22 protein-coding genes, 1 tRNA gene and 1 pseudogene are annotated in these 20,673 nt (G+C 58.0%); 9 read left to right on the top strand and 15 right to left on the bottom strand.

Features of this window, described 5'->3' with window-relative positions; all coding sequences use genetic code 11:
• Window positions 1–687: 687 nt before the first annotated feature.
• The 3 genes from ABQ278_RS07780 to ABQ278_RS07770 all read right to left on the bottom strand — a co-directional run bounded on the left by ABQ278_RS07780 (window position 688) and on the right by ABQ278_RS07770 (window position 2,092).
• Window positions 688–1,557 (bottom strand): phage integrase central domain-containing protein, encoded by an 870-nt coding sequence (locus ABQ278_RS07780; RefSeq protein WP_349321973.1) that lies wholly within the window; start codon window positions 1,555–1,557, stop codon window positions 688–690.
• Window positions 1,547–1,852: an Arm DNA-binding domain-containing protein gene (locus tag ABQ278_RS07775; RefSeq protein WP_349321972.1), complete on the bottom strand. Its 306-nt coding sequence runs from the start codon at window positions 1,850–1,852 to the stop codon at window positions 1,547–1,549. Before ABQ278_RS07775 ends, ABQ278_RS07780 begins: the two co-directional genes overlap by 11 nt.
• Before the next feature lie 164 nt (window positions 1,853–2,016).
• A tRNA-Ile gene (locus ABQ278_RS07770) sits at window positions 2,017–2,092 on the bottom strand.
• Between the two features lie 207 nt (window positions 2,093–2,299).
• Between ABQ278_RS07770 and ABQ278_RS07765 the strand changes: the two genes are divergently transcribed.
• From ABQ278_RS07765 to ABQ278_RS07740, 6 genes and pseudogenes are all read left to right on the top strand, one after another.
• Window positions 2,300–3,061: an SIMPL domain-containing protein gene (locus ABQ278_RS07765; RefSeq protein WP_349321971.1), complete on the top strand. Its 762-nt coding sequence runs from the start codon at window positions 2,300–2,302 to the stop codon at window positions 3,059–3,061.
• A gap of 139 nt (window positions 3,062–3,200) precedes the next feature.
• Window positions 3,201–3,953, top strand: coding sequence for a hypothetical protein (locus ABQ278_RS07760; RefSeq protein WP_349321970.1), 753 nt, complete (start codon window positions 3,201–3,203; stop codon window positions 3,951–3,953).
• 2 nt (window positions 3,954–3,955) lie between these two features.
• Window positions 3,956–4,852, top strand: coding sequence for a M23 family metallopeptidase (locus ABQ278_RS07755; protein ID WP_349321969.1), 897 nt, complete (start codon window positions 3,956–3,958; stop codon window positions 4,850–4,852).
• Window positions 4,853–4,896: 44 nt separating this feature from the next.
• Window positions 4,897–5,397 carry a DUF805 domain-containing protein gene (locus ABQ278_RS07750; RefSeq protein ID WP_349321968.1) on the top strand — a complete coding sequence of 167 codons (501 nt, stop codon included), beginning with the start codon at window positions 4,897–4,899 and terminating at the stop codon, window positions 5,395–5,397.
• Between the two features lie 38 nt (window positions 5,398–5,435).
• A pseudogene (locus tag ABQ278_RS07745) lies at window positions 5,436–6,064 on the top strand (TIGR02466 family protein).
• Window positions 6,057–7,088: an oxidoreductase gene (locus ABQ278_RS07740; protein WP_349321967.1), complete on the top strand. Its 1,032-nt coding sequence runs from the start codon at window positions 6,057–6,059 to the stop codon at window positions 7,086–7,088. Before ABQ278_RS07745 ends, ABQ278_RS07740 begins: the two are co-directional and overlap by 8 nt.
• Before the next feature lie 76 nt (window positions 7,089–7,164).
• On the opposite strand, the gene ABQ278_RS07735 is transcribed toward ABQ278_RS07740, so the two are convergent.
• The 3 genes from ABQ278_RS07735 to ABQ278_RS07725 form a co-directional block, all read right to left on the bottom strand.
• The gene (locus tag ABQ278_RS07735) at window positions 7,165–7,788 is read right to left on the bottom strand and encodes an EipA family protein (RefSeq protein ID WP_349321966.1); all 624 of its coding nucleotides are present in this window, start codon (window positions 7,786–7,788) and stop codon (window positions 7,165–7,167) included.
• A 161-nt stretch (window positions 7,789–7,949) separates the two neighbouring features.
• Window positions 7,950–8,300, bottom strand: coding sequence for an MmcQ/YjbR family DNA-binding protein (locus ABQ278_RS07730; RefSeq protein WP_349321965.1), 351 nt, complete (start codon window positions 8,298–8,300; stop codon window positions 7,950–7,952).
• Window positions 8,297–9,961 carry a M28 family metallopeptidase gene (locus tag ABQ278_RS07725; RefSeq protein ID WP_349321964.1) on the bottom strand — a complete coding sequence of 555 codons (1,665 nt, stop codon included), beginning with the start codon at window positions 9,959–9,961 and terminating at the stop codon, window positions 8,297–8,299. The genes ABQ278_RS07730 and ABQ278_RS07725 overlap by 4 nt, the downstream gene beginning before the upstream one ends.
• A gap of 190 nt (window positions 9,962–10,151) precedes the next feature.
• Here ABQ278_RS07725 and ABQ278_RS07720 point away from each other — a divergent pair, with 190 nt between their 5' ends.
• Together ABQ278_RS07720 and ABQ278_RS07715 are read left to right on the top strand one after the other, a co-directional pair.
• Window positions 10,152–10,805: a fasciclin domain-containing protein gene (locus ABQ278_RS07720; protein WP_349321963.1), complete on the top strand. Its 654-nt coding sequence runs from the start codon at window positions 10,152–10,154 to the stop codon at window positions 10,803–10,805.
• A gap of 160 nt (window positions 10,806–10,965) precedes the next feature.
• Window positions 10,966–12,210, top strand: a complete 1,245-nt coding sequence (locus tag ABQ278_RS07715) for an SGNH/GDSL hydrolase family protein (protein ID WP_349321962.1) — start codon at window positions 10,966–10,968, stop codon at window positions 12,208–12,210.
• 7 nt (window positions 12,211–12,217) lie between these two features.
• Here ABQ278_RS07715 and ABQ278_RS07710 read toward each other — a convergent pair whose 3' ends face one another.
• On the bottom strand, window positions 12,218–12,709 hold the full coding sequence (locus ABQ278_RS07710) for a hypothetical protein (protein WP_349321961.1): 492 nt from the start codon (window positions 12,707–12,709) through the stop codon (window positions 12,218–12,220).
• 130 nt (window positions 12,710–12,839) lie between these two features.
• Window positions 12,840–13,592 carry an SDR family NAD(P)-dependent oxidoreductase gene (locus tag ABQ278_RS07705; RefSeq protein WP_349321960.1) on the bottom strand — a complete coding sequence of 251 codons (753 nt, stop codon included), beginning with the start codon at window positions 13,590–13,592 and terminating at the stop codon, window positions 12,840–12,842.
• Between the two features lie 181 nt (window positions 13,593–13,773).
• Here ABQ278_RS07705 and lepA point away from each other — a divergent pair, with 181 nt between their 5' ends.
• Complete coding sequence (gene lepA, locus ABQ278_RS07700) at window positions 13,774–15,579, top strand: translation elongation factor 4 (RefSeq protein ID WP_018079872.1); 1,806 nt, start codon at window positions 13,774–13,776, stop codon at window positions 15,577–15,579.
• A gap of 12 nt (window positions 15,580–15,591) precedes the next feature.
• Here lepA and ABQ278_RS07695 read toward each other — a convergent pair whose 3' ends face one another.
• The 7 genes from ABQ278_RS07695 to motA all read right to left on the bottom strand — a co-directional run bounded on the left by ABQ278_RS07695 (window position 15,592) and on the right by motA (window position 20,569).
• Window positions 15,592–15,996 (bottom strand): DUF6491 family protein, encoded by a 405-nt coding sequence (locus tag ABQ278_RS07695; RefSeq protein WP_349321959.1) that lies wholly within the window; start codon window positions 15,994–15,996, stop codon window positions 15,592–15,594.
• A gap of 4 nt (window positions 15,997–16,000) precedes the next feature.
• A complete protein-coding gene (locus ABQ278_RS07690; RefSeq protein ID WP_349321958.1) occupies window positions 16,001–16,435 on the bottom strand; it encodes a DUF6491 family protein in 435 nt (144 codons plus the stop codon).
• A 23-nt stretch (window positions 16,436–16,458) separates the two neighbouring features.
• On the bottom strand, window positions 16,459–16,905 hold the full coding sequence (locus ABQ278_RS07685; protein WP_349321957.1) for a DUF6491 family protein: 447 nt from the start codon (window positions 16,903–16,905) through the stop codon (window positions 16,459–16,461).
• Window positions 16,906–16,985: 80 nt separating this feature from the next.
• Window positions 16,986–18,773 (bottom strand): FAD-dependent 5-carboxymethylaminomethyl-2-thiouridine(34) oxidoreductase MnmC, encoded by a 1,788-nt coding sequence (mnmC, locus tag ABQ278_RS07680; RefSeq protein ID WP_349321956.1) that lies wholly within the window; start codon window positions 18,771–18,773, stop codon window positions 16,986–16,988.
• 74 nt (window positions 18,774–18,847) lie between these two features.
• Window positions 18,848–19,033 (bottom strand): hypothetical protein, encoded by a 186-nt coding sequence (locus ABQ278_RS07675; protein ID WP_349321955.1) that lies wholly within the window; start codon window positions 19,031–19,033, stop codon window positions 18,848–18,850.
• Window positions 19,034–19,125: 92 nt separating this feature from the next.
• Window positions 19,126–19,359: a hypothetical protein gene (locus ABQ278_RS07670; RefSeq protein WP_349321954.1), complete on the bottom strand. Its 234-nt coding sequence runs from the start codon at window positions 19,357–19,359 to the stop codon at window positions 19,126–19,128.
• Between the two features lie 337 nt (window positions 19,360–19,696).
• Window positions 19,697–20,569, bottom strand: a complete 873-nt coding sequence (motA, locus tag ABQ278_RS07665; RefSeq protein ID WP_349321953.1) for a flagellar motor stator protein MotA — start codon at window positions 20,567–20,569, stop codon at window positions 19,697–19,699.
• Between the last annotated feature and the right edge of the window lie 104 nt (window positions 20,570–20,673).

Here is a 20,673-nt window from a genome sequence, read left to right as displayed (position 1 = left end):
CGATAGTACAACACGAAGCCCATCAAGACATCCCTCCTTGGCTCTATCAGTCCAGTCGAATTGTCGCGATAGCCTTGGCCTAACGGCCCAACTAGTCCAGGTTTTTATGCGTCACTTTGCCTTAAAATTACGCCGAACATTTCTGCTGCCTGCATATTTTGAGATAGGCGGTGTAAGAGGCGTGCGTCGGAAATTCTGGAAAGACACATTCTTCTATACTTACGCATTTTTGCTGTTTTATCTGCTGAAATTTCTACTCTTTGACTTCATTCCAAGTGGAAGTGCAGCCTACCCGCCAGAAAGCATTTTTATCAAACTTGTTTTAATATATTCATCTTTTGCATCTATATTGACTTGGAGACTATTTATAATAATTAGCAAGTCTGGTTCAGTTATTGCCATGTCAAGTAGACGCAGGCGTTACGTCAGCGGTGTAAGCAATAAATTTGGAAGTAGTAGGATTTATACATCCGGTTCAAATAGTGGTTCATGCTTTGTATTTAGAAACGTTACTCGGTTCAAACTCCTGTGTCACACAAGCCACAGCATTTTGCCGGATTCTAGCTACACAAAAATACTGGAAAGAACGTTCTCGGCCTGAAAATGCGCACACCTGAGCGTTGAAGTCAGAGGCTGTAATGCCTAGACTAAACCGGGCTACCGCCCTAAGGACGCCTAAAAATAGCATCAGGTGATCGGCGTTAGGCATTCTAGGTGGTTTGACCACCAATGCATCATTTCAGCGCGTTTTTGGAGATACTCGGCAGCATTGTATGCGCCCCGAATTTTGTTCTCCTCCACGTGCGCGAGTTGCCGTTCAATCCAGTCAGAATTGAATAGACCACTCTCGTTTAGAATGGTTGATGCCGTGCTGCGGAGACCATGGATCGACAGCCGCGAATGATATCCCATGCGGTATAACGCAAAGAGCATCGTGTTTTCACTCATTGGCTTGCCTTGCGGGCCCGGCGCAATCCAATCGCTTTGACCACCCAGTTCGCTCAAGCGATCAAGCATCCGTTTTACCTGCGGGGTCAAAGGAACAATGTGCTCACGCCCCATCTTCATCCTTGATTCTGGAATACGCCAAACATCTCCTTCGATTTCTGCCCACTTTGCAAAGCGGATTTCGCTTGTCCGCACAAACGTGTGCAGGACCAACTCAATGGCAATCTTGGTCGTTTCCTCACCATCGTATTGGCGCAGCGCACGAATAAACTCGGGCAATTCCTTTTCCCGAATACTCGGTTGATGCTTGACCTTCGGTGCCGGTCGCATCGCGTTATGGAGGGAAGCTGCTGGATCGTACTTCGCCTTTCCGTTGGCAATAGCGTACCTGAAGATTGAACTGATGGTCTGGCGGAGGCGTTTGGCCGTGTCGATGGCGCCTCGATCCTCCACCGTTCGAATCGCAGCCAAGACTTCGGGAGGCTCGATTTCAGTTATCAATTTCGCACCTAGAACCGGAAATACATCTCTCTCCAAGCCAGAGATAATCCGGCTGCTGTGATGGTCGACCCAAGCGCCCTGCTTTAAGTTGAACCATTCACGCGCCATCGAACTCAAAGCTAATCGATTTAGCCTTCTCTTTAGCGGGCGCCTTAGCGGACGGATCAACACCCTGCGCCAACAATCGCTTGGCATCATCCTTCAAGCGGCGAGCGTCAAGAAGCTTCACATGCGGATAAGCTCCAAAGGTTAGTGACTTCTGTTTGCCCTCAAAACGGTAGGCCAAGCGCCAGAGTTTTCCGCCAGAAGGTGTCACAAGGATATGAAGCCCCTCACCGTCAGAATATTTTTTAGCCTTTTCGGCAGGCTTCAACGCCTTAATTCTTAATTCGCTGAGCGACATGTGTTGGTATCCCGGCCAAACCGTGTTGGTATCTCACCTAAACATACCAACAAATACATGAGAACAGGTGACATTTAACGGTACACCAAGGGACGAGAAATTTCAATATTCCCTTTTGAAATAAGGAATTTTGAATACATATGGGATCTATTGGAAAAAGGTGTTGGTAGGCGAGGAGGGACTCGAACCCCCAACCAGACCGTTATGAGCGGTCGGCTCTAACCATTGAGCTACTCGCCCCCAAAACGCCAAGGCGCCCGAAGGGAGGCCGTGCCTAACATGCACGACACATGATTTAAACCCCATTTTTTAGCTATCCACGCTGTTCAGGCCACATTCATGCAGCTTGCGCCATTATGAGTTTACCGCAGATAAGCGTCATACAAACGATGCAAGCTGCGGACTGTCCTATCGACATGCGACCCAATATAAAGAAAGACCATCCACATGACCGCCATCCGTAACGCCAAATCCGCCCTGCTGAAATCCTTCGCTTTAGGCGCCCTTGTGGCCGGAATGGCCGCCGCCCCTCTGATGGCAAGCGCTCAAGGCGCTACCCAGATGCCCGTTATGATCATGCCGGCGCCCAGCACGCTCAGCCTCAATGCCTCCGGCGAAGTCAGCGCCACGCCCGACATGGCCACGATCAATTTCGCCGTGGTGACGCAAGGCTCCAGCGCTTCCGAAGCCATGAAGGGCAATAATGTCCGCATGAACACGGTCATGGCCGCCCTCAAGGACGCCGGGATCGCTGCCAAGGACATCCAGACCTCAAGCCTCAACTTGAACCCGCAGTATGAATACACCGATGGTCAGGCCCCGAAACTGACCGGCTATCAGGCCCAGAACCAGATCACCGTGCGCGTCAACGATCTGACCCGCACTGGCCCGGTCATCGACGCCGTGATCAAGGCTGGCATCAATCAGGTCAATGCTATCACCTTCGACCTGAAGAATGATGAAGCCGTGCTCGATCAGGCCCGTCAGGCCGCCATCGCCACCCTGCTCAAGCGCGCCAATCTCTATGCGACCGCCACCGGCATGAAGGTCAAACGCATCATCACGATCGATGAAGGTGGTCCGGTCTACAACCAGCCGCAGCCGATGATGATGTCGGTACGTAAGGTTGCTGATTCTTCGACGCCCGTCTCTTCCGGCGAGTTGCAACTGAGCGTCAACGTGTCGGCGACCTTCGAACTGGAGAAATAAACCTCTCCCAAGGCCAGCGAGGTAAAGCCTCTTCATCCATTTCCTTATTCACGCGTGACAGGCTGTTAACTTTTTGTTAACCTGCTCTGTGGGTGACGGCGCCAGGTTGGCGCTGTGGGATGGATGGGGAGGCTTTGACGTGTCCAAAAAGCAGATTGCTGCCGTGGCAGCCGCTGTCGTCGCGCTGACGATGGGCGCCGGTGCCGTGTTTTACAGCGCTGAGGCGCAGCAGGTTACCACCAATCAGCAGGCCAGTTCCACCTTCCGCGGTGACCTCCGAAATGGCCGCCCTATTCTTTTACGCAAGGCGCTGCCGCCCGCACGGGTGCAGTGGCAGGCCGCCCTCGATCGCGCCAGCCAGCAAAAGTCCTTGCGCAAGTCAGATGGCATATTGGCGCGCCTGCCCAAGGCCGAACTCGACCGCACCCGCCTCCCCGTCATTCTGCCGCGCGCCGGCGTGATTGATGCCGCCAAGGCCAAACTGGTGAGCTTTGGTGATGCCTACGCGCTCAACATGCCGCAGGCCAAGGGCGTGCAGATCACCATGTACGGCAACCGCTCCTTCGTGCCGGCCGAGGCCGGCGCCGTGTCGAAAAGACCTGTCGCACGCTTGCTCAATGTGGTCGAGGACGTCCGCATCAGTCAGATGGAGGACGGCTGGACCGGCACCTTCACGCGCTACGGCGTGGTCTACAGCCTCGATGTCAGTTGCGACGACATCAAAAGTCCCGATTGCCAGAGCGATGGCTATATCCGCAACGCCATCGCGCAATTCGATGACGTCACCCTCGGTGCTGAAGCCCAGGCGGAAGCCAATAAGGCGGTCCCAAAGCCCGCCAACTGGCTGGACGGGGCCGTCCAGTCGATACGCAAGCTGACGAAGGCGAGTTGATCATGCGCCATCATCCCATCAATGTCGCCATCTTCCTCGCCGCCATGCTGTTCGGTATGAACGCCTGTGACAGCAAGCCGCCGGTCGATGGCGGTGACGCCAGCACCTCAGCGAGCGAAGCCGAAAGCGCGGACAGCGTGGAAAGCGCGGAAGCGTCCGATGCCGCATCAGAAGTGGCATCCGAATCAGCTTCCGAAGTCGCCATGGTCGACTTCCCACATGGCGCCGCGACCGCCCTCGTCGCCGGCTCTGGCAGCGGCTACACCGATATCAGCAACTGGGCACCCGGCATCTGCTTCCCGATGGCCCAGACGCCCGTCTACGCCAATTCGCAGGTCTATAGCCCCGGCGGCGACCATTACCCCACCACCACGGCCAGCAATCACGGCGTCCAGTGCGATCCGGTCAACTACGCCTATCCGTGGAAGGACAATTTCTGCGAGGCGCGCGGCTGGAACAATCCGGTCTGTGCCAGCGGTCAGGGCCACCAGGGCCAGGACATTCGCCCAACCACCTGCAAGGCCAATATGTACTGGGCCGTGGCGGCCGAGGACGGCGTTGTCACGCAGGTCGGTTCCTATACCGTAGCCGTCACCGGCAACGGCGCACCGCACCGCATTTACCGTTACCTGCATATGCAGAAAAGTTCGGTCAAGGTGACGGTTGGCGATGCGGTGAAGCGCGGGCAAAAGCTCGGTCTCGTGTCGAACAATCTCGGCGTTTCCAACGGCGTGCAGCAATATACCACCATCCACCTGCATTTCGAGGTGCGTATCGCGCAGGCCGAACAACTGGCCGACGGCACGCAACTGACGGCCAACGCCTTTGTGCCCCCCTATACGGCCCTGGTCGACGCCTATCAGCGTAAACTGGCCGGCGATTGCCCGACGGTGGAGTAGACGTGACCATGTGCGGCTGTTAGGATTTAGGCAGGGGGATTTTTATGCCTGAGTCACAAGCCAAGTTTCGCTTCTGGTGGTTTTTCTTTTCGTTAGCTGGCCGCTTGGCGCGAAAGCCATTCATAGCCTTCGCACTGCCTATGAAACTGATTGCCATTGCCATACTGTTGGTTCGGTACGCCGGCGTCTCTTTGACACCACTTGTCTCCCTGACCCTGGTCATCTTTCAACTGGCTTTCGCTTGGCCGCAATATGCTGTTACGATCAAACGGCTGCACGATGTTGGCCGCAGCGCCCTTTTCGCCCTACATATCCCCATCTATTTGGTCGTCTGGGTGTGTTATCTGGTCTTTTTCAATTACGTCTCGCGCACGCAACCCTTCAATTTTCTGCCTTATGTGATCTATAATTTCACCCAGTACGCTTGCCTGCTCTACAGCTTTATACTTTTCCTCGTTCTGGCCATCATTCCCGGCACACAAGGGCGTAACCGCTACGGTCCTCATCCTCACCGCCCGGATCAGTCTGCCTCAGAAGTCTTTTGAGCCTTGCCCTGCCCGCCCTATCAGCCTAGGGAAACGCCATGAGCAAAACAGCCCCCGCCTCCGTCACCCCTCTGTTCGTCACCGAGCTTTACCGCGCCGATCTCGGCGATGCCAAGTTTGAGGATTTCCTCGCCGAACTCGACGACACCTGCCGCGCCATCGCCGACGAGGATGAGTCCGGCCAACCTGGTCGCAGACCAAGGGCTATCTCGGCTACACCTCCTATGCCTCGCTGAACGACCTGCCGGCCCGCGCCAGCATCTTCGCCGACCTGAAAGCCATACTCGACAGCCACGTCGCCGCCTTCGCCGACAAGCTCGACTTCGACCTCAATGGCCGCAAGCTCAAGCTCAATTCGATGTGGATCAATGTTCTGGAACCGATGGGCCACCATTCCAGCCATATCCACCCGCACAGCGTCATTTCCGGCACGTTTTACGTCTCCATCCCCGAAGGCTCAAGCGCCCTGCGTCTCGAAGATCCGCGCCTCGGCTTCATGATGAACGCCCCCCTGCGCAAAGCCAACGGCAAGCCGGAGCACCAGAGCTTTGTCTGCGCCACACCGCTGGCCGGCACGGTGTTGTTGTGGGAAAGCTGGCTGCGCCATGAGGTGCCGATCAATCTCAGCGACGATGTCCGCATTTCGGTGAGCTTCAACTATGCCTAGGGTCAGGACAGCGCTGGTCGGTTACGGCTATGCCGGCAAGACCATCCACGCGCCGCTGATCCGCGCGGCCAAAGGGCTTGAGCTGACGACCATCGTATCGTCACGCCCTGCCGATGTGCTGTCAGATATCTCTGGTGTCACGGTCGCGCCCGATCTCACCACCGCCCTCAATGATCCCGCTATCGAACTGGTGGTGATCGCCACACCAAACGACCTTCACGCCTCACAGGCCCACGAAGCGCTGGAAGCCGGCAAGCATGTCGTCATCGACAAGCCTTTTGCGCTCAGTGTAGCGGAAGGCGAATCGGTTCTGGCTCATGCCGAGCGGGTCGGCAAGCTCGTATCGGTCTTCCATTGCCGCCGCTGGGACAACAACTACCTGACTTTCCAAGCCCTACGTCCGCGCCTCGGCGACCTTTATCAGTTTATCCTGCGTTATGACCGTCTGCGGCCCGTGGTGCGCGATCGCTGGCGTGAACGCGCGGGTCCCGGCTCCGGCATCTGGTTCGACCTCGGGTCGCACCTGCTCGATCAGGCCCTGAGCCTTTTCGGTCAGCCTGAATGGATTATGGCCGATATTGTTGACCAGCGTCCGGGTGCAAAGACTGATGACTATTTCCACGCCACGCTCGGCTACGGCCCGCTGCGCGTTATCCTGCATAGCTCGATGATGACCACCATCAACGGCCCTTGCCTTGAGGTGCAGGGCTCACAAGGCGCCTTCGTCAAGTTCGGCATGGATACGCAGGAAGAGATGCTGAAAGCCGGCCGTACACCGGGCGATCCTGGCTGGGGCACCGATCCGGTCACCGGACGTTTCACACCGGTCGAGCATGATTCCGCAGGCGCGCCTCAGGAGATCAGCGCCACACCCGGCAATTATCTCGCCTATTACGAGGCCGTGGCGAAGGCCATACGCGACAACGCGCCCAATCCGGTGACCGGAGAGGACGCGATGAAAGTGATGCGATTACTGGAGCTTGGCTTTATCAGCTCACGCGAAGGTCGAAGATTAGAGGTCTAATTCCGAAACCGTGAGGTTTCGGCAAGCGCGACCGCGCGCCGGCGCTGATGCGCCGAGCCATGCGGCGTTTGAGCTCTTACAATGGAATGACGCGGCGCTTCTTCGAGAAGCTCATATAGCCGACATTGGCGCCGAGGCGGAAGCCGACACCGGCGCGGATGGGCGCCAGCACTATGCCTTCGGCGCGCTGATAGGTCAGGCTGAGACCGCCGATGAAATAGGCCGAACCCTCGACACCGGGGAAGCGGCGATACATGAAGATCGGCTCGCGCAGATTATAGATCAGGGTAAAGCAGCGCGAGGCGTTGGCGCCTGTATCGAAACCGATCGATGGCCCCTGCCAGAACAGTTGTGTCGGCTCCGGCACGTCCTTCATGAACAGGTTGCCCTTGCCATAGCGCACGCCGATGCCGACCGCGCCGGAGGCCTCGGTGCCGGCGATATAGGCGGTGGGGTGATCACCATAGTCGGCGAAGATCTTTTCCAGCGCGCCGCCAAGCGCTTCGACGGTCACACCGAGGAAATCCGAACCTGCGGTCAGAATTTCATCACGCGTGTAATAGCGATATTCCTGCTTTTCGGCAGGCTGGCCTTTCTCGACAGGATAATCCTGCGCCATGGCCAGGCGCGGGGCCAGGCCAGCGATCAGGGGCGTGGCGGCGGCGGCCACACCGGCCAGAAGAAACGAACGACGCTCCATGCGGCAACTCCTCAAACTCAAAAGATCGGGTGTATCGCCATGAAGGTTAATGCCGTATTTACTAACATCCCCTTACGCGCGCAAATTCCCCGGTTGATTTGACGATGACAGCGACATGTGTCGTCAATAGGGCTTGATCCGCCGCAAGCCGGCCATATTGCTTAACGGCCCTTGCTTTCAGCGTCATAGGATTTGAGCAACGTCTTGGAGACCTGCGCCCGCCACACCCGCTCGATATTGGTTTTGATCCAATCGATATCGAGCTTATCAGGCCGTCCCAGTATGAGCGGCCAGGGTCTGTGGTGATCGGTAGTGTAAAAGGTCTCCGGATCGACCTCCAGCAGAAAGTCGCGCTCCTCGAACGGCACCTTGAAGACCGGGCAATCATACTGGCTGTTCCAGTACAGGATCACCTTCTTGTTCACCTTGAAGGATCGCGAGTCCCACGACATCGTCTCTTCCGTGCCCGGAAAAGCCAGTATGATCTCGCGCACCTGCTCGAACGTAATCATTTACGGTCAGCGGCGCTGGTATCGCGCGCGCCCTTGAATTCGGACGTATCGCGCCAGACGGGCCAGATAGCAGAATTGGCCAGAGCCGAGCCGATGCGATAATAGAGCGTGGCGTCCTCGACCAGACCCGACAGGTCCCATTTGGCTGACCACTCATCCGCCGGCTGGTGATAGCGCTTTTCCGTGTAATTCTTGCTGAAGGCCTCGCCAGCCGCCTTGCCGCCCTTGATCATATCATCGCCCGAACTGGCCACCAGCATCGGCACGCCGCGCTTCACCAGCGGGAAGTGGTCGGAACGGAAGAAGCCACCGCTTTCGGGGCGAGGTTCCGGAACGACAACACGGTGCTGCTCGCTGGCATAAAGGCTGACCAGGTCATCGAGTGAAGACTGACCGACGCCCTCAACAATGATATCCCGGGTAGCGCCATTGACGTTCAGCGCATCCATATTAATGCCAGCCACCGTCTTGCTCAGCGGATAGACCGGATTGCTGGCGTAATATTCCGAGCCGAGAAGCCCGCTTTCCTCGGCGGTGAAAGCGACCATGACGATGCTGCGTTCCGGCTTCTTTGCACTTTTTTGACCTATCGCTGCGCTGCTTGAGGGCTGACCGAAAGCGCGTGCGATCTCCAGCAAGGTGGCAATGCCCGTACCATTATCGACCGCGCCATTACAGATCTTGTCCTTGGCCTCCGGCGCGCAAATGCCGAGATGGTCCCAGTGGCCGGTGTAAAGAATTGTCTCGTCCGGATGCGTGGTGCCCGGCAGACGCGCCAGCACATTATGCGTGGTGATCTCCGTAGCGGCCACCTTGTAGCTGCCGCTCAAAGACACATTGAGTTCGACCGGCTGGAAATCCTTCGCGCGCGCCTTGCCCCGCAGGGCCGCCAGGTCCTGCCCGGCTGCCTTGAACAGGGCCTCGGCCGTTTCGTGACTGATCCACGATTCCAGTTTCGGACTGGCGGTCGAAGGATCGGGCCGGACGATATCGAACTTCGAGCCGTTGTTGGAATTACGCACCGTATCCCAGCCATAAGAGGCGGCATCGGTGTCATGGATGATCAGCACGCCGGCCGCGCCGCGTCGCGCCGCTTCTTCATACTTGTAGGTCCAGCGGCCGTAATAGGTCATGGCCTTGCCATTGAAGGTCATCAGTTGCGGCTCGACGAAATCGGGATCGTTGATCAGTTCGACGAGGATCTTGCCCTTCACATCAAGGCCTTTGAAATCATCCCAGCCGCGTTCCGGCGCCGTCACGCCGTAGCCGACGAAGACCAGCGGCGCCTTGTCGAAACTGACATCGCTGAGCGCTCCGCGCGTATTGACCGTGATCTCCTGCCCCTGATGCAGATCGAACGTCTTGCCGTCCGGCAGGTTGAAAGCCAGTTTCGGATCACTGACGATGAACTGGCGCAGATGCACGGCCTGCGTCCATCCGCCATTGTCGCCACCGGGCTGGAAACCCGCCGCGGCAAACCCCTTCGCCAGGTAATCGATCGTCTTTTGCTCTGCCGGCGTGGTGATGCCGCGCCCCTCATAGGCGTCGGATGACAGCACCTTGACGTCCTGCGATATCCGCGCTGCGCTGATCGATTGGGCCATGACCGGCGTGGTCATGAGCGTCAGGGCCGCGGTCATCATCAGGATGCGTTTAAACATGGGTCTCTCCGAAAATAGTTTCCGGTGATGCTAGAATTTACCCCGCCAGAGTCAAGCGCAACGCCTCATAAGAAAGGCAGGTGGTAAGGCCTGCGAAAATATTAAGAAGCGATAAGCGGGCCATCCAACGCCCAATTGGGCACGTATCCTTTTGCAAGACACAACACACAGACTTCACAAAGGAACGCCCATGTACCGCACACTTTCCATCACCGCCCTTATCGTCGCCGCCTCTTTGTCCTCCGCGATGGCGCAGGATTCCAAGCCGGCTCAACCCGATCAGAACCCCGCGCACCAGATGCACTATGCCGAAGGAACAAACGCTGCGGCCAAGCCTATGGCAAACGCTGCGATGAAGAACCCTTGGGTCGGCGGCGCCGAAATGTACCCGACGAAAAACATCGTTGAGAACGCCGTCAATTCGAAGGACCACACCACCCTGGTCGCTGCCGTCAAGGCCGCTGGTCTGGTCGATACCCTCTCCGGCCCCGGCCCGTTCACCGTCTTCGCGCCGACCAATGCCGCCTTTGATACCCTGCCCGGCGGCACGGTCGATAATCTGCTCAAACCTGAGAACAAGGCCAAGCTGACCAAAATCCTGACCTGTCACGTCGTGGCCGGCAAGGTGTCGGCCATCGACCTGTCCAACGCGATCGACCAGAACGGCGGCAGCTACAAAATCACCACGGTCGGCGGCTGTTCGCTGATCGCCAAAAAGGATGCCGCCGGCATGATCTGGCTGACCGATGACTCCGGCGCCACAGGGCAAGTCACCATCGCCGACGTCAACCAGTCAAACGGAGTAATCCACGTCGTCAACAAGGTGCTCCTGCCTGCCATGTAAGCTTTCTCCCCGATTGATTTCGGCCAACTGGCCCCGGATGCCGCCCTCTCACCCGCGGCATCTGGGGTCCTTTTTGTTGGCCCTTGCCTATGCCTGATATTCGGCGCATAAATTGCCGCGCTGTTAGCGCTAACAAGAACAAGGCGATCGGGAGAGAAACATGCTGTCAGGCACACGTCGCGCCGCACTTTTGCTTGGCCTTAGCCTGCTGGCAACACCGGCCTTCGCCCTGCCCCGTTCTTTGGCAGCACCGCACGCGTGGGTCGGCACCTGGGCCTCGGCGCAGATGACACCCGGCGCCGACAGCGCCCTCTCCCCGGCCGACGCCACTGATGTCACCCTGCGTCAGATCGTGCGCGTCACAAAAGGCGGCGGCACGATCCGCATCAAGCTGTCGAACGTCATGAGTAACGCGCCGCTGCGCCTGCAAAACGTGCATGTCGCGCGCGCCTTGTCCTCAGCCGGCGCCGGCATAGATCCGGCCAGTGACCGCGCCGTCACCTTCGGCGGCATGAGCGATATCGTCATTCCCGCGGGCGCCGATTATCTCTCCGATCCCATCGCCATAGCCCTGCCCGATCAGGCCGATCTCGCCATCAGCTTCCATATGGCAGAAGCGCCGGCGCAACAGACCGGCCATCCCGGCTCACGCGCCACCTCGTATCTGGCACGCGGCGATCACAGCGCCGAGGCCGATCTGCCGGGTGCCACCGCCGTCAATCACTGGTTCCATATCGCCGGGGTGGACGTCATGGCGCCAGCCGGCACCCGCGCCATCGTCACCTTCGGCGATTCGATTACCGATGGTTACGGCATCACGCCCAACAGCAACCGCCGCTTCCCAGACCGTCTGGCCGAGCGCCTCAAGGGGCATCCCCTGACTGTGATCAATGCCGGCATCGGCGGTAATCGCCTGCTGCTCGATGGTAACGGCCATAACGCCTTGGCGCGCTTTGAGCGCGATGTGCTGAGCCAGTCCGGCGTCGGCTATATCATCGTGCTTGAGGGTGTCAATGATCTCGGCATGTTGACCAAGGAGGCCACGCCCACACCCGACGCCCATGCAGCCATGGTGAGCCAGCTCAAAGCCGCCTATCTCCAGATCATCGCCAAGGCGCACAGCCACGGCCTGAAGATCTATGGCGGCACCATCACGCCCTATATGGGGATGGATTTTTATCACCCCGAAGCTATCAGTGAGGCCGATCGCCAGGCCATCAATAGGTGGATCAGGACGTCAGGCGCTTTCGATGCGGTGATTGATTTTGATGCTGCCTTGCGTGATCCGGCCAAGCTGGACCATCTTAAGGCTGAGTATGACAGCGGCGATCACATTCACCCGTCCGAGGCGGGCTATAAGGCCATGGCCGACGCGGTGTCATTGACGTTGTTTGGAATTAAGTAGCGCCAGCCTACTTGCTGGCAATCTGCGTGCTGGGAACTTGAGCACTGGGGACTTGAGCACTGGCGATCTGCGTGCTGGCCACTTGGGATGGCGCCAACTTCCAGTTGGTGGTGAAACGCAGCCAGGCGCCCGGCTGGTGATCAGGACGCGACGTGTCGGTCTGGGCCCATTTCAGCACCGTGATCGCCAGCCCCTGACCGAGGTCGTAGCCGGCTGTGCCTTCCGAAGCGACAATGCAGCGTGTCAGGAAACCATCGGCGCCAATTTCACAATCGACCGCCGCAGGACCTTCGACCGAACTGGTCTTGGCGAGACGCGGATATTCACCGGCGTCGCTTAAGTCGCTACCGTCACGGGTAAAGACCCGCGCACCGGCCAGATCAGGCTGTGCAACGGGCGCGCACTTGACGCCGCCACCGTTCGCAGTTGCATCCTGGGCAAGGGTTTGCGTCGCCATAAGGCCGCATATTACCGAGACTGAAAGAGCGATCGTTTTCATCTAGCCACCTCATGAACTTTTCGCCAGTTAGCTACTGACGAGCATAAGGGGGCAATATGGAGAGTCTGGCAATCACAAAAATTACGCTCAGGGTTAATGGAAAACCCTGAGCGTAAGATCAGCCTGTAATTTAGCGGCTTTTGAACTGTAAAAAGCCGTCGTCGACCGGCAGGGCGACGCCATTTATTGCTGAGGCTGCATCGGTAAACAGAAAGGCCACAACGCTGGCCACCTTCTCAGGTTCGATCAGTACGCCGTGCATATGCAGCGAACCGAGTGCATTTTTGACAGCTTCGTCCTGGCCGAGAATGGGCGTGTTGATAAAGCCTGGCGCCACGCCAACGACACGAATGCCGTATTCAGCGAGTTCAAGCGCGCCGGACTTGCTCATCATGACGACAGCGGCCTTGGCAGCATTATAGTTGAAACTTCCCACCGCTGCCACGCTGCCGTAGATCGAGGCCGTATTGACGAATGTACCCTTGGAACCCAGCGCAACCATCTTTTTTGCCGTATAGTACATCCCGTAATACACGCTGTGCTGATCAACATCGATCACCTTGTGATAACTTGCCGGATCCATTTGCAGGAAAGGCTTCACCAGACCGATGCCGGCATTGTTGAAAATGCCGTTGAGCGTGCCGAGCTTTTCAACCGCAAATTCCACCAGCGCCTCGACCTGTTCAGGCTTGGACACATCGACCTTAAAAGAAACGGCTTTCACACCCAGCGCCTCGACCTCTGCCGCAACCGACCTAGCGCCTTCTTCGTTGAAATCGGCGATGGCGAGGTTCGCGCCCTTGGCAGCCAGAGCCAGTGCGCTGCTCCGACCGATACCACTCGCGCCGCCCGTGACAATGATGACCTGATTTTGCAGTTCCATGATCTTGTCTCCTTAATGCCGTCGGCACGCGTCATTGTGGCCGGCGATTAATTCGAAACATATTTAGTTACAATTATGACGACAATGAGGATATTCCTGTTCGGTCAGGCTTATATTGCCCTGTCTGGAAACCGGCACCTGCCCCTTCCCTCTTGCGGCGCATCATGCTATCGCCCTGCGCATGAGCACAGACCTGTCCCTGATCCGCAATTTCTCCATCGTCGCCCATATCGACCACGGTAAATCCACCCTGTCCGATCGCCTGATCCAATTCACCGGCGGTCTCACCGCGCGTGAGATGAAGGAGCAGGTGCTCGACAATATGGATATAGAGCGCGAACGCGGTATCACCATCAAGGCCCAGACCGTCCGCCTCACCTACCCGGCCAAGGACGGCAAGACCTATATCCTCAACCTGATGGACACGCCGGGTCACGTCGACTTCGCCTACGAAGTGTCACGCTCGCTTGCCGCCTGCGAAGGCTCGATCCTCGTCGTGGACGCCTCGCAGGGCGTCGAAGCGCAAACGCTCGCCAATGTGTATCAGGCCATCGACAACAACCACGAGATCGTGCCGGTTTTGAACAAGATCGACCTGCCGGCTGCTGAACCTGAGCGTATCCGCGCCCAGATCGAGGATGTCATCGGTATCGACGCTTCGGAAGCCGTGCTCTGCTCGGCCAAGTCCGGCCTCGGCATCGAGGATGTGCTCGAAGCCGTCGTGAAGCGCCTGCCTGCCCCCAAGGGTGAGGAAAATGAGCCGCTGAAGGCCTTGCTGGTTGATGCCTGGTATGACGCCTATCTCGGCGTCATCGTTCTGGTGCGTATCTTCAATGGCCGCATGAAGCCGGGTCAGCAGGTCAAGCTGATGAACGCCGGCGCGTCCTACAAGATCGACAAGCTCGGCGTCTTCCAGCCGAAGGCCGTCGATGTCGAGAGCTTGGGGCCTGGCGAGATCGGCTTCTTCACCGCCCAGATCAAGGAAGTCTCCGATGCCGCCGTGGGTGACACCATCACCGACGAGCGCAAGCCGACGGCTGCCGCCATGACGGGCTTCAAGGAAGTCCAGCCGGTGGTGTTCTGCGGCATCTTCCCGGTTGACGCCGCCGATTTTGAAGACCTGCGCGCCGCCATGGGCCGCCTCCGCCTCAACGACGCCAGTTTCTCCTATGAGATGGAAACCTCTGCCGCTCTGGGCTTCGGCTTCCGTTGCGGTTTCCTCGGGCTGCTGCATCTCGAAATCATCCAGGAGCGCCTGAGCCGCGAGTTCAATCTCGACCTGATCGCTACGGCGCCTTCGGTCGTCTACAAGATCAACATGAACAACGGCGATGTGATCGACCTGCACAATCCCGCCGACATGCCCGATCCGGTCAAGATCGCCAGCATCGAGGAACCGTGGATCAAGGCGACCATCTTCTGCCCGGACGATTACCTGGGCGCCATTATCAAGCTCTGCCAGGATCGCCGCGGCGTTCAGATCGACCTGTCCTATGTCGGCACCCGCGCCATGGTGGTCTATAATCTGCCGCTCAATGAAGTGGTGTTCGATTTTTACGATCGCCTGAAATCTGTCTCGAAGGGCTATGCCTCGTTCGATTACACCATCGAGGAATATCGCGAAGGCGATCTGGTCAAGATGTCGATCCTCGTCAATTCCGAGCCGGTCGATGCTTTGTCGATGCTGGTCCACCGCGATCGCGCTGAAATGCGCGGCCGTGGCATGTGTGAGAAGATGCGTGAACTGATCCCGCAACACCTGTTCGTCATCCCGATTCAGGCGGCTATCGGCGGTCGGATCATCGCCCGCGAAACCGTCCGAGCCCTGCGCAAGGACGTGACGGCCAAATGTTACGGCGGCGACGCCACGCGCAAGAAGAAACTGCTGGAAAAGCAGAAAGAGGGCAAGAAGAAGATGCGGCAGTTCGGCAAGGTCGAAATACCGCAGGAAGCCTTTATCGCCGCCCTCAAGATGGACAATGACTGATCCCCGCAGGGATCAGCGCATATTGTTATACTCCTTGACCTGATCTTTCGTCAGGGCCTCGACCGACGAGATCATGCAGCGCATAGGCACAGCACTGGCTACATCGCCAGTGACGGTAACGTCGAGCGGCGAACAGACACGCGCCGAGCCGAAGAACTCCAGCCCGACCGGCTCATTCTTTTGCAGGCAAGGCCCCGTCATATGCAGCAGAACGGCATTGCCAGAACGATCGGTCAGCATCAGGGTCTCGCGGTCGATGACCTTGGAATCCTCCAGCGGCGACGACACGCACTGACGCCCCGATACGCTGTTGCTGCGCTTGTCGTCATCCGCCATCGACTGGCAGGCGGTCATCGCCACCACAACGCCCGCTGCCAGGGCGCAAACACCGCCCGTTACAAGCCTCAGATGCCTCATAATCTTACCCCTTATCCAGTGCGTCGGCTTCTTCGCGGCTGATCAATTCCACGCCATTGATCAGGCATTTCACCGGACGCGAACCGTTCTCCGAACGCAGGATCTTGGCGTCGTGCGCCTTGCAAATCTGGTCGGAACCGTTGAATTCAAAACCGACCGTCGAGAAATCGTTCATGCTGCGGCAAGGCCCACCGACATCGAGCTTATAGGGATTACCCCAGGTATCATAGACCAGCAGCGTATGGTCATCGACCATGTGGGTGCGGCCGATATTGCGGCCATCGAGGCATTTCGGCGCCTGACGTGGCGTAGAAGCACGATCGTCGTCACGCGCTTCACGCGCCGAAACCGACGCCGCGCCGGAAAGCGCCGTGATAGCCAGCGCGCCAGCCAGAAGTCCTGCGGCGGCAAAGCCGGCCAGATATGTCTTGTTCGTCATTTTCATTTCTCCCAATTCTATCGTTAATTCGCGCGTTCGGATTTGCGCTTCACCACATAGGGCGCCGCTTCCTCGCCGGTCAGGTGCCGCACCTGGCTGATCGCGCACCGTTCGATGCGATCGCTGCCATGATCGCGGAAGACAATCTCACCATCAAAAGGCCCGCAGATATCGGACATACCGCCCATCCGCGACTGGATGCCGATGCCGAAACTGCTCTGCAGACCGAAGCACATGCCCGTCAGGCTCAGTTCATAGGCCTCGTTACGGTCCGACGTGATGATGATCTTATGATCGCTCACCGTGTCGAAACTGCGCACCTGCGCCGGATCGAAGCAGGCATAGCGATCCTTGCCCGGCTGGACATCGCTTGACGGCCGCCCCGCAGACATGGCGAGCGCGGCGCCGGTCACAGCGACAATGCCCAGTCCGACAGCGATCAAACAGGCGATAGCGGTAGAATTTTTCATGACAGCACCTCAAGACTTACAGAAGTACGCTTCGCAATCTGAACGGCCGATGAACACATTTGTCAGATCGTGGCTGTCACTTATACGCTGGATGCACGCTCCAGCCGTTGCGGATTGAGTAAACTTTCCGCGACCACGGGCAATACGGATGGCACATCGATAATCCCGGCCAGCAAAGCCTTGGCCAGCAAGGGTGCGAGACAGAAGCCGCGCGCCGCCAGTCCGGTCATCACATACATGCCCTCGCCAACCGATCCCACTACCGGGAGGTAATCGCGCGTCATCACGCGGATGGAAGCGCGCGATTGAAACGGGCCAGACGCGATTCTCGCAGCGCGCTTCGGCATGGCCTTGGCTAGGCTATCGAGATTGCGGGCGCGGTCGGCTTCGCGCACCTCCGTGCCGCGATCGTCGCGTTCGTGCGTCGCACCAAAAAGAAAGCCGCCATCGAGCGGGATGGCGTAACCGCCCCAGCTCAGCGCGCTTTCCAACGGCGCAATATCGGCGACGCACTCCACCTGTCCCCGCACGGGCTTGAGATCATAACGCGCGGCATAGTCCATATCGAAAACACCTTCGCCACAGGCAAAGATGACCGCATCATAAGGGCCGAGGCTAGCGCCTTCGTTGCTTACCAGGCTGTAGCCGCCTTCTGGCCTTGCCTGAAATCCCGTAATCTTTACGATGATGGGCGCCACGCCTCCCAGCAAGGCCTCCAGCACCGGCTGTGGCCGCAGCCAAAGGGCGGTGGTGAGGGTCAGCCCTTTCGCCTGCGGCACATCAGCCGCCTCCCCCGCGTCAAACAACTCAATATCTTCCGGCGCGAAAGCCGCCTGCCCGGCAATGCGTTCAAAGCGTGAAGCATCGCGCGGCGTGGCTTCGCATTGCAGAACGCCCTCACCAATGATTGCCTCCGGACACAGGCAGCGGTAAAGCTGGCCGGCATAGGCAAAGGCATCGGCGAACAGGGCTGATATCTCGTTATCGCCGGCATCAAGGCGCGGCGTCACCAAAGCCGCCCTATTGCCCGAAGCCCCGCTGCCAACGCCATCGCTGTCATAAAGATCAACGTCCAACCCCAGTCCACGCGCCTGATGTACCAGTGCACAGCCAGCAATGCCTGCGCCGATAATCGCCAGTTTGCGCGGGCGCTCAGGCCTCGTGACCACCTCCCCCGCGAAAACCGCCTCCAGACGTTCGCGCTTGCGTCCGAAGCCCGGATGCTTCTCAATCTCGAAGCCTGCCGCCTGCAAGCCGCGCCTGACAAAACCCGCCACGGTAAAAGTGGCCAGCCGCGCGCCCGGCCGCACTTTCGTGGCGATCAAAGCCAGCACATCTTCGCCCCACATGCCGGGATTAAGTGCCGGCGAGAAACCATCGAGAAAAACCGCATCGGCGCCGCCTTGCCATTGCGTCAGGGCATCGCGAACCTCCATCAGGCCGAGCGTCAGGCTGACGCCCGATTGCGGGAAATCCATATAGTGAAAACCGCGCCGTTGTTTCGGCCATTGCGCCAATAAGCCTTGCGTAAAATCCGCCAGTTCCGGCCAGTTCGCCAGCGCCTTGCCGGCATCCTCGGCGCTCATCAGAAAGCCTTCGACCGAGAAGATATGCAGATGCGCACCCGGCGCGCGTGTCTGCGCCCAGAGTTGCATCACCGCAGCGATGTTGAGGCCGGTGCCAAAGCCAAGTTCCAGCAGTGAAAAATCGCTTTTGCCTTGCCAGACATCGGGCATGTGGCAACCGCTCAGGAAAACGGCGTGCGATTCACTCAGGCCGTCTTGCAGGGAATAATAGATATCACCGAACAGTCCGGAACGTGGCGCGCCATCCTCGGCGAAATAAAGTTCGGGATCATTAGTGGACATAGGTCTCACGCAAATAAAAAAGAGGGCTGTCTTGCGACAACCCTCTCTTCAAATCAATGCCCGAAGGCAAATCATTAGTTCGACGAAGCGGCTTCCGAAGCAACTTCCGAAGCAGCAGCCGACTCAACGACGGCTTCCGAAGCGACTTCCGACGAAGCAGCAGCTTCTTCAGTCGTGGCCTTCGGGGTGCAAGCGGCAACCGACAGAGCGGCGGTGGCAACGGCAGCGATCAGAGCGATACGGACGATCTTGGAGGTCATGGATCTATTCCCTTTGATTAAGTTTAAAGGCGCAGGACCATTCCTGAACCTATTGACCGAGGCGGCAAAACCGCCCCCGTCAAATTTCGTGATTAGTGAGCAGCGGCCGGAGCAGCCACCGAAGCTTCGGCAGCGGCAGGCGAAGCGGCGACAGCGGCGTCAACGGCGGCAGCCGAATCAGCAGCCGATTCCGTGGTGGCTTCGGCAGGCGCCATTTCCGAGGTAGCACCTTCTTCAGTGGCGGCAGGCTTTTGGCAAGCGGCAACCGACAGAGCGGCGACAGCGACAGCAGCGACCAGAGCGGTACGGACGATCTTGGAGGTCATAGTATCAGATCCTATATCTAACATTAGAGCGCCAGGAACTGATACCTAGGCCCGAGCTTTTTCATACCGATTTTGCGCGAGTCCCGCAAGACCTTATTTCACAAAACTGTGATCGCTTCTGTGACTAAAACGGCCAATTTCATCTAAAAAGAGGTATTTTCTGCGTAAAACGGCCATTTTAACGATGGTTAACGGGGAAGTGGCGAAAAAATCGTGATCAGCGAGACAGAAATCCGCGTATCGCTAACAGCATGAGACATGCCCGTATTGTCTTTTAACATGCAAAAAAGCAGCCGGCGTGGTTAATGCCGGCCGCTTTTGCGAATCAAGTCTGTTATCAGGCCGCTTCGGCCGGAATGTTATTGAGCGCCTCTTCCATCTCCAGGAAACTCGGCTGCATGGTCGAGGGAATATTGCCGCGGCCGATTTCGACCGAGATCTGCGCCGCGTTGCCATGGAGGTGGGCGATAAGAACGGCCTGAATAATCTTGTAGAAGGCGGCGTCTTCTTCGATGACACCGCTCATCCGCGCTGCGAAAGGCCCTACCAGACCATAGGACAACAAAATCCCCAGGAAGGTACCGACAAGCGCGCCACCAATCATTTCACCCAGAATTTCCGGCGGCTCGGTTATCGACCCCATGGTTTTCACGACGCCCAGAACGGCGGCCACGATACCCAGCGCCGGCAAGGCGTCGGACAGGCCGGCCATGGCGTGCGCCGGATGCAGGGCCTCATGGTGGTGCTTTTCCAGTTGTTTTTCCATGGCATCCTCGACCTGGTGCGGGTCTTCGAGGTTCATGGTCATCATGCGCAGGGTATCGCAGATGAAGTCGGTGGCGAAGTGATCCTTCACGATCTTGGGGAAACGGTTGAAAATCGTCGAATTGTGCGGCTTTTCAATGTGGCTTTCGAGCGCGATGACCCCTTTTGACTTCATGGTCTTGGTCAGAAGGAAAAGAAGAGACAGAAGGTCGCGGTAGTCGCTGGCCTTCCACTTCGGCCCGCCGAACACCTTGCCCATACCACTCCCCATGCCCTTGAGCGTGGTCAGGCTGTTGGAGATAAGCGTGGCGCCGACGGCAGCGCCGCCAATGGCCATCATTTCGTGCGGCAGGGCGTGCAGGATAGGCGCCATATTGCCGCCGGAAATGATGTAGCTGCCGAACACCATGGCGAACAGACAGACAATACCGATGATTTGAAACATTTAGACCACACCCAGCGACTCAAACTTCTGAGACCACTTTCGGCGTTAATGATTAATTACGAGTTTCGAACCGACGGCATTAACCCTTCTTTTTTACTATTTTG

The organism is Asticcacaulis sp. MM231 (assembly GCF_964186625.1).
Classification (GTDB): Bacteria; Pseudomonadota; Alphaproteobacteria; order Caulobacterales; family Caulobacteraceae; genus Asticcacaulis.
The sequence above is the reverse complement of the archived record's forward strand: the minus strand, read 5'-3'. Positions and strand labels throughout refer to the sequence as shown.

What these genes read in the sequence shown, in the direction of transcription:
- ABQ278_RS07780 (WP_349321973.1), bottom strand. Translation starts at nt 1,557, where the DNA reads ATGGCGCGTGAATGGTTCAACTTAAAGCAGGGCGCTTGGGTCGACCAT.
- ABQ278_RS07775 (WP_349321972.1), bottom strand. Translation starts at nt 1,852, where the DNA reads ATGTCGCTCAGCGAATTAAGAATTAAGGCGTTGAAGCCTGCCGAAAAG.
- ABQ278_RS07765 (WP_349321971.1), top strand. Translation starts at nt 2,300, where the DNA reads ATGACCGCCATCCGTAACGCCAAATCCGCCCTGCTGAAATCCTTCGCT.
- ABQ278_RS07755 (WP_349321969.1), top strand. Translation starts at nt 3,956, where the DNA reads ATGCGCCATCATCCCATCAATGTCGCCATCTTCCTCGCCGCCATGCTG.
- ABQ278_RS07750 (WP_349321968.1), top strand. Translation starts at nt 4,897, where the DNA reads ATGCCTGAGTCACAAGCCAAGTTTCGCTTCTGGTGGTTTTTCTTTTCG.
- ABQ278_RS07740 (WP_349321967.1), top strand. Translation starts at nt 6,057, where the DNA reads ATGCCTAGGGTCAGGACAGCGCTGGTCGGTTACGGCTATGCCGGCAAG.
- ABQ278_RS07735 (WP_349321966.1), bottom strand. Translation starts at nt 7,788, where the DNA reads ATGGAGCGTCGTTCGTTTCTTCTGGCCGGTGTGGCCGCCGCCGCCACG.
- ABQ278_RS07730 (WP_349321965.1), bottom strand. Translation starts at nt 8,300, where the DNA reads ATGATTACGTTCGAGCAGGTGCGCGAGATCATACTGGCTTTTCCGGGC.
- ABQ278_RS07725 (WP_349321964.1), bottom strand. Translation starts at nt 9,961, where the DNA reads ATGTTTAAACGCATCCTGATGATGACCGCGGCCCTGACGCTCATGACC.
- ABQ278_RS07720 (WP_349321963.1), top strand. Translation starts at nt 10,152, where the DNA reads ATGTACCGCACACTTTCCATCACCGCCCTTATCGTCGCCGCCTCTTTG.
- ABQ278_RS07715 (WP_349321962.1), top strand. Translation starts at nt 10,966, where the DNA reads ATGCTGTCAGGCACACGTCGCGCCGCACTTTTGCTTGGCCTTAGCCTG.
- ABQ278_RS07710 (WP_349321961.1), bottom strand. Translation starts at nt 12,709, where the DNA reads ATGAAAACGATCGCTCTTTCAGTCTCGGTAATATGCGGCCTTATGGCG.
- ABQ278_RS07705 (WP_349321960.1), bottom strand. Translation starts at nt 13,592, where the DNA reads ATGGAACTGCAAAATCAGGTCATCATTGTCACGGGCGGCGCGAGTGGT.
- lepA (WP_018079872.1), top strand. Translation starts at nt 13,774, where the DNA reads ATGAGCACAGACCTGTCCCTGATCCGCAATTTCTCCATCGTCGCCCAT.
- ABQ278_RS07695 (WP_349321959.1), bottom strand. Translation starts at nt 15,996, where the DNA reads ATGAGGCATCTGAGGCTTGTAACGGGCGGTGTTTGCGCCCTGGCAGCG.
- ABQ278_RS07690 (WP_349321958.1), bottom strand. Translation starts at nt 16,435, where the DNA reads ATGACGAACAAGACATATCTGGCCGGCTTTGCCGCCGCAGGACTTCTG.
- ABQ278_RS07685 (WP_349321957.1), bottom strand. Translation starts at nt 16,905, where the DNA reads ATGAAAAATTCTACCGCTATCGCCTGTTTGATCGCTGTCGGACTGGGC.
- mnmC (WP_349321956.1), bottom strand. Translation starts at nt 18,773, where the DNA reads ATGTCCACTAATGATCCCGAACTTTATTTCGCCGAGGATGGCGCGCCA.
- ABQ278_RS07675 (WP_349321955.1), bottom strand. Translation starts at nt 19,033, where the DNA reads ATGACCTCCAAGATCGTCCGTATCGCTCTGATCGCTGCCGTTGCCACC.
- ABQ278_RS07670 (WP_349321954.1), bottom strand. Translation starts at nt 19,359, where the DNA reads ATGACCTCCAAGATCGTCCGTACCGCTCTGGTCGCTGCTGTCGCTGTC.
- motA (WP_349321953.1), bottom strand. Translation starts at nt 20,569, where the DNA reads ATGTTTCAAATCATCGGTATTGTCTGTCTGTTCGCCATGGTGTTCGGC.